Source organism: Rugosimonospora africana (assembly GCF_016862975.1).
Taxonomy (GTDB): Bacteria; Actinomycetota; Actinomycetes; order Mycobacteriales; family Micromonosporaceae; genus Rugosimonospora; species Rugosimonospora africana.
Map to the genome: position 1 here is coordinate 22,742 of NZ_BONZ01000114.1, position 6,192 is coordinate 28,933.

Sequence of the window (6,192 nt, forward strand, 5' to 3'; positions counted from 1 at the left end):
CATGGGTGAGACCGCAGGCAACGGCTTCCGGGCCCAGACCGGGCAGCTGTCCGACGCTTCGAAGAAGCTCGACATGTTCTCCGACGACCTCGGTCAGGTACGCGGCGACGTCGGGGTGACCCCGCCGTCGGCGGCGTTCGGCCAGCTACCCGAGTCCGACGAACTGGCGCAGGCGCTGGCGCACAGCGTGCAGCTGTCGACAGACGCGCTCGGCTATGCCGCCACCGTGGCCACCAACCTCGGCAGCGGACTGGCCTGCTGCGCCCAGAACTACGCGGAGCTCGACTCCACGCACGCCGGCAACATCACCGCGGTCCTGGCCCGGTAGCCGTCCATAGTGGACCGACTGCGGGAACGAACCGCCGCCGGTCAGAACAGGGCCGCCAGGGGGACGGTGGCCCGGACGCCGGAGAAGTGCTCACCGTGCAGCGGGGTCAGCCGGGCTGGCAGATCCGCGGACGCCTGCCGCAGCGCCCCCCGGATCGTGTCCGGGCCGCCGCCGGTGGGCACAGCCACCCGGACCACGACCGCGGCCCGTCCGCGGCCGGGCGCATAGAGCGCCGACACGCAGGTGGTGACCGCCGGCGGACGCGCCAGCAGCGCGAACCATGAGACCAGCCCGGCCGACCGGTGGGGCGGGCGCCGCGGCCGGAAACACGCGTGGTGCAGCGGACCCAGTGACCACCACCGCCAGGTTTCCTCGGCCACCGGCCAGGGGATCGGGTCGGCCACCGGCGCTGCGTGGGTGCTGCGTGGGTGTGGGGCCAGACCGAGCGACGTACCCAGCTCCGCGACCAGCTCCGTGGCGTCGAGCACGCGCAGCCCGTGCCCCCGGGCGCGCAGGGACGTCGCGAGGCGCAGCGCGGCGGTGGCGGCAGACCTTATCGCCCCGTCCTCCCCGCCGCCCCGGGCGGCCACCGCGGCCGGATGCCGCGCCGCGTCGAACCGCGCCGCGACCCAGAACGTCCGCCGGACCGCCGGCCCGTGGCTGCCGGGCGGGCCGCCGCCCGTCCACGTCGGCGCGCTCAACGACCAGCCGATCAGCTGCACCCCGTCGAGGTCGCAGTCGCTGCGCTGCACCGTGGCGGCCAGCTCATCCATCACGCCGCCCAGTCGCCCGAACAGCACGTCGTCGGCGATCGGGTCCAGCCGTAGGATCGCGGTCCACCCGCCGCCGTCGGCCAGCAGGCCGATCCGGTTGCCCGCGCGGTCGGCATGACCACGGGTGCGCGCGCCGGGCACCACGAACTCGATCGGCCACCGCGGCCGGTACCCGCGCCAGCGCGCGACGCGGAGGCGGAACCGTGCCCGGACGAGCAGCCAGCCGGGCAGGGTGCGCCCTTGCCGCCGCGGCAGCGCCAGCGCGAGCGCCACCACGATGACCGCGGCGAGGGCGGCGCGGACCGGCAGCGGGACCGACAACAACAGCAGGCAGGCCCCGGCCGCCTGGAGTCCCGCGATGCCGACGGCGATCCGCGCGGCGAATCGGCCAGGACTTGTTGGAGCGCTCGCCACGCGTGCACCATAGCCGAGTCGGACCGGCACCGGCAGCCCAGTCGAGGCCGGCATCTCACGCGATGACGCACCCGCCGACCCGATCACAGGGGGATCCAATGTGGACGGTCAAGGACCAGATCCAGGGGTACCAGTTCCTCCGCCGCCGGCTGGTCTCCGCACTGGTTAGCGGCGACGCGAACAACCCGTTGCCGCCCAGCCGCCGGCTCATGCTCTCCTACACGATCGGGCTGGCCGTAACGTTCCTGGTCATCGCCGGCCTCGGCGTGCTCGGCCTGATGCGCCACCACTGACCGGTCACGGTGATGGCCGGGCTTATGGGCACTTCTGACGATCCGGCGCCCGGCCGGCGCGACCTATCATGCGGGCATGGCCACGGACATGAGTACCGCGCTGGTCGACGCCAGCGGCACCGTGCTGGGCATGCTCACTCCATACCAGCAGCAGCTCAGCACGATCATCCAGCAGTGCACCGGTAACCCCACCACCGTCGGACAGGCGGCGCAGACCTACGCGGCCGGAGCCAGCGGCTCCACCCAGGTCTCCGGCAGCGTCGGCGATGTGTCCCGCGTGCTCGCCGAGGCATGGCAGGGCCCGGCGGCCACCGCGTACGGCACGGCCGCACAGGGCCTGCAGTCCCGGGCCACCGACGCGTCGCACCGACTGCAACTGCAGGCCGACAGCATGCACCGGGTTGCCCAGTCGCAGCAGGAGATCCAAGGCCAGCTGACCGACCTGGCCAACACGTTCGGCAGCCTGGGCAACCAGCTGGTCGCGGCCAGCCGCGCCGTGCCGCCCGCCGCGGTGCCACAGCTGCAGGCGCAGGCGCAACAGCTCGGCACCGCCTACGCCCAGCAGGCCACCCAGCTCAAGCAGAGCCTGAGCACCGTGCTCGCCCAGGAGGCCGCCAAACTTAAGCAGGCGAAGGCGGCGCAGCCGGCGACGACTGCCCGCCCGGCGCTGCCCGCCTTCCAGCAGATGTACGACTGGTTCTACGACTGCGTGCAGCGGCAGGAGTTGGGCACGAAGACCGCCAAGGACGCGAACGGCCACCTGGTCACCACGCTGAATGCACCGCGCGAGTCCAGGCTCCGCACGGTGGCCGGTACGCCGGCGAGCATGGCGACCCGGAACCAAACGACGATGGCCAACGCTGTCACCACCCTGGGCTACCCACAGAACGGGGCCCTGCTCAACCAGGCGAACCCACCACTGACCCCACAGGAACTGGCCGCCGCCCGTACCCACATGAACAACATCGCGGCGGCGCAACACGCGACCACCGCGGCGCTGGTCGCCGACCAGGCGGTGACCGCCGCGACAACGGCCCGCGACAAGGCGCAGAAGACACTCAGCACGCTCACCGCCCAGGCGACGCAGCTGAGCCAGAGCCGGCCGGGCTCGGCCGCGTCACAGGCCGCGGTCGCCCGGCAGACCGCCGTGCTACAGCAGGCGCAGGCCAAGCTGAACGCGAAGGTCCAGGCGGCACAGCAGGCCGCCGGACCGGCGTCGGCGTTGCTCGCCAACCCGGCCAAGTTCGTCCAGGACCACAGCAACACCGGGCTGAGCCAGGGCGACCTGCAGAACATGCTGCTGGCCGGCGCCGCGGCGCGCGACCCGGCCAAGCTGACGCCCGCCGACCAGGCTCAGGTGGCCGCGCTGCAGCAGACCCTGACCGCTGCGGGCGACCTTCGGGTCGATGCCGGCACGACAAAGACTCTCCAGGAGTTCCGGTACGAGGACCTGGCCGGGTGGCAGCGCCTGGGCGTGAACAACCTTGACCTGGGCAGCGGTTCGGTGGGGCAACGGATCCAGGACATCGCCTACTCCGACCCCGACCACCGCACGCTGACCGACGCCGCCCTGCAGAAGTACCTGACCGACGCGCGGGCCCAGTACAACAGCGGCAAGCTGCGCTCCGACGACGCCGTGATCCAGGCGGCCGCGAAGCGACAAAACGGCGGCAATGTACCGATCAGCAAGACTCAAAAGCGTCCGTACCCGGACATCATCGTGGACTGCTACAACCAGAAGAAGCAGGCCGTGGCGAAGGCAGCCGCCGCCAAGTAGCGGGAGGCGACAACGACTTCACAGCAGCAGGTCCTCCCGGTAGCGCACGATCCCCTTCTCGATGGCGAGCCGGGTCAACTCCGGCCGCCTGCGCCGCCCGGTCTTCTCCCGGATCCGGTCCAGGTGCGAACGCACCGTGCGCACCGAGATGGACAACGCCTTGGCGATGTCCTGATCCCGCTCGCCGTCGGCCAGCAGCGCGAGCACCTGACGTTCGCGCTCGGAGAGCGGGAACGGGTTGTCGTAAGCGAGTAGGCGCGGGGCGTCCAGCAGGTAACCGGCGAGCGTCGGCGACAGGTACCGGTCACCCGCGGCCACCACCCGCACGGCGAGGCGCACATCGTCGATGTCAGCGTCCTTGGTCAGGTACCCGCGGGCGCCGGCCGCCAGCGCGCCGAGCACCTCGGCCCGCCCGCCGTACGCCGAGAGTACGAGCACCTGGAAACCCAACGCGGTGACGGCCGCGACCGCCTCGGCGTCGCTGGCGCCGGGCAGTTTCAGGTCCAGCGACACGATCCCGCCCGGCCTGGCCCGGTAGCCGGCGAACTCCTCAACCGACCCGACCGCGACCCCGACCCGCATGTCGTCGGTGGCGTTGATGACGTTCACTAGCGCGCCACGGTAGACGGGATGGTCCTCCACCACATGCACGTCGATCATCGCCGGCTGCGACTCGACCAACACGCCCTCCCTCGCATGGTTGCGCCCCGAATGCGGCGCGACGGTGGCTGCGGCGGCCAACCGCGCAGATTGGACAGTTGGCCAGGCGACGTTCACCGGGACTCTCACCGCCGCACGCATCGCGGCGCTCACCGGTGCGCCCGCGGGCCGGTGCCCGTCGCGGCCGAGCGGACGTGCTGCGGCAACTCCTCGGCGAAGCGCAGCCAATCCTCGGCACAGGCCCGGGCGAGCGAAGCGATCGTGTACACGCAGTGCGGCGGGAGCGACCTCAGCAGGTGCAGATCGGGTGGCCCGGCGCACCGCGCAAACAGCGCCCGCAGCAACGACCGTCCCGAGTCGGTGAATCGCAGCGAGGGGTCCTTGCCGAGATTCTCCAGCAGCCGCTTTCGGCTGGCGCCCGGATCCGGCGGCGTCGCCCCGCCACCGTCCGCGCGCGGTCCGCGCCCGGCCTGCGCGCGATCCGGTACGGGGTCCTCGCCCCGCCGCATCCGGTCACGTACGTCGCGCACCGTCGTCGGAGAAAGCCCGACGGTACGGGCGATTTCCCGCAGGGACGCGTCTGGGCGCTGCACAATCGCGTCTCGGGCCCGCCGCCTCGTGTCGGCGCTACACAACGGACGTACCCGGCCGTCGAGACCGACCCGCGCCGCGCCCGCATCGTCACGCGCCGGTGCGCTCCGCTGGCGGATCTCGCGTACGGTACCGGCGGCGAGCCCGGCGATCTGCGCGATCGACCGGTCCGAGTAGTGCGGATAGGTCACCAGGATGCGGGCGGCCGCGGCCTGCCGATCCTCCAGCGTCAACGGCAGGCCGTGCGCGATGTTGGCGCGTACCGCAGCGACGAAGGTATCGTCGTCAGGGCCGTCGAAGAACTCCACCTCGATCGTCTGGTCGCCGCGCAGTTCGGCGGCGAGCAGCCGGTGCATCCCGTCGATCACCCGCATACTCGCGCGATGCACCAGGATGGGTGGCAACGCTGCGCCCGACTCGGCCAGGACCCGCGCATGCTCCGCGCTCTCGCCGGCCAGTCGCGGCGAGTCGCCGGCGCGCAGAGCCCGCACCGGGACCCATTGACCGCTCCGCTTCCCGCCGGCCAGGTCCGGGACCGCGGCGAGCCGGCCCGGTTGCGCACGTTCCTCGCGCCGGCGTTCCGGCGCCCGTACGACCAGGGCATTCGCTTGATCCGGCATGCTCCCGGTGCACCCCTTTCCATGGCCACGACGGCTCGGTCTGCGCCGACGTCTCGGATAAGATTCGTTGCGCGCGGGCGTCCGGATGGGTTTCGGGGTGCACCAAACGTTGGCTGGGCGCGGCGACGCTCACGCCCGGACGGCCGGCGGTGACGGCGTCGTGGCCGGTGGCGAGCTGGCTGGTCAGCCAGGGATCCAGGTGCTGCGGGATGTATTCAGGGAACAGCATGACGCTCGCTGACGCCCGGGCCAGGGCGTGAAGCCGCCGGCGCACCGCCGCCGATTCCCCCAGTACGCGACGACACGTTCGACGTCCGCGGCGTCTCACTTCCAGACGGCGGGTACACCCTCTCGTTCGCGCTGCTTGAACCCCACCAGCCGCGGATCCGTCCGGCTGGCCAGCGCCGATCCCGAAACGGCGCCCCTGATCGACCCGGGCTACTACGCGACGAGCGGGATCTGGCAGGGATGCGCACGGCGTTGCGGGTGGCTCGCGAGGTGGGGCAGGCCGGCGCGCTGGCCGACTGGCGCAGCTCGGAGATATTGTCCGGTGTCGATACGGACGAGGTGGGCTGCGCGAGTATCTGGGTCGCACGTCGCGTACCTACTTCCACCGGTACCTGCCAGATGGGTACCGACGACATGTCGGTCGTCGATCCCGAGCTGCGGGTACAGGGGTTTGAACTGGTTCGGCTTCGGTGTGTTTTGGCGTGTGTATTAGTGTTCTGGCCGGTAG

Annotated in this window: 7 protein-coding genes; 4 read left to right on the forward strand and 3 right to left on the reverse strand. The window is 71.8% G+C overall.

The genetic code is table 11. The features are described from left to right. Window position 1: 1 nt before the first annotated feature. Entirely contained in the window at window positions 2-328 is a 327-nt protein-coding gene (locus Raf01_RS45745; RefSeq protein ID WP_203924447.1) for a hypothetical protein, read from the forward strand. Window positions 329-369: 41 nt separating this feature from the next. Here the strand turns inward: Raf01_RS45745 and Raf01_RS45750 are convergent, their stop codons facing one another. Then, entirely contained in the window at window positions 370-1,515 is a 1,146-nt protein-coding gene (locus Raf01_RS45750) for a type VII secretion protein EccE (RefSeq protein ID WP_203924448.1), read from the reverse strand. A 98-nt stretch (window positions 1,516-1,613) separates the two neighbouring features. On the opposite strand from Raf01_RS45750, the gene Raf01_RS45755 reads away from it, so the two are divergent. Next, window positions 1,614-1,808 (forward strand): type VII secretion protein EccB, encoded by a 195-nt coding sequence (locus Raf01_RS45755; RefSeq protein ID WP_203924449.1) that lies wholly within the window; start codon window positions 1,614-1,616, stop codon window positions 1,806-1,808. A gap of 76 nt (window positions 1,809-1,884) precedes the next feature. Beyond that, window positions 1,885-3,585: a hypothetical protein gene (locus Raf01_RS45760; protein ID WP_203924450.1), complete on the forward strand. Its 1,701-nt coding sequence runs from the start codon at window positions 1,885-1,887 to the stop codon at window positions 3,583-3,585. Window positions 3,586-3,603: 18 nt separating this feature from the next. Here Raf01_RS45760 and Raf01_RS45765 read toward each other — a convergent pair whose 3' ends face one another. After that, entirely contained in the window at window positions 3,604-4,266 is a 663-nt protein-coding gene (locus Raf01_RS45765) for a LuxR C-terminal-related transcriptional regulator (RefSeq protein ID WP_203924451.1), read from the reverse strand. A 128-nt stretch (window positions 4,267-4,394) separates the two neighbouring features. After that, window positions 4,395-5,456, reverse strand: a complete 1,062-nt coding sequence (locus Raf01_RS45770) for a ParB/RepB/Spo0J family partition protein (protein ID WP_203924452.1) — start codon at window positions 5,454-5,456, stop codon at window positions 4,395-4,397. A gap of 468 nt (window positions 5,457-5,924) precedes the next feature. On the opposite strand from Raf01_RS45770, the gene Raf01_RS50310 reads away from it, so the two are divergent. Next, window positions 5,925-6,192: GMC oxidoreductase (locus tag Raf01_RS50310; RefSeq protein WP_373319769.1), on the forward strand; the 268-nt coding region annotated here is incomplete at its 3' end.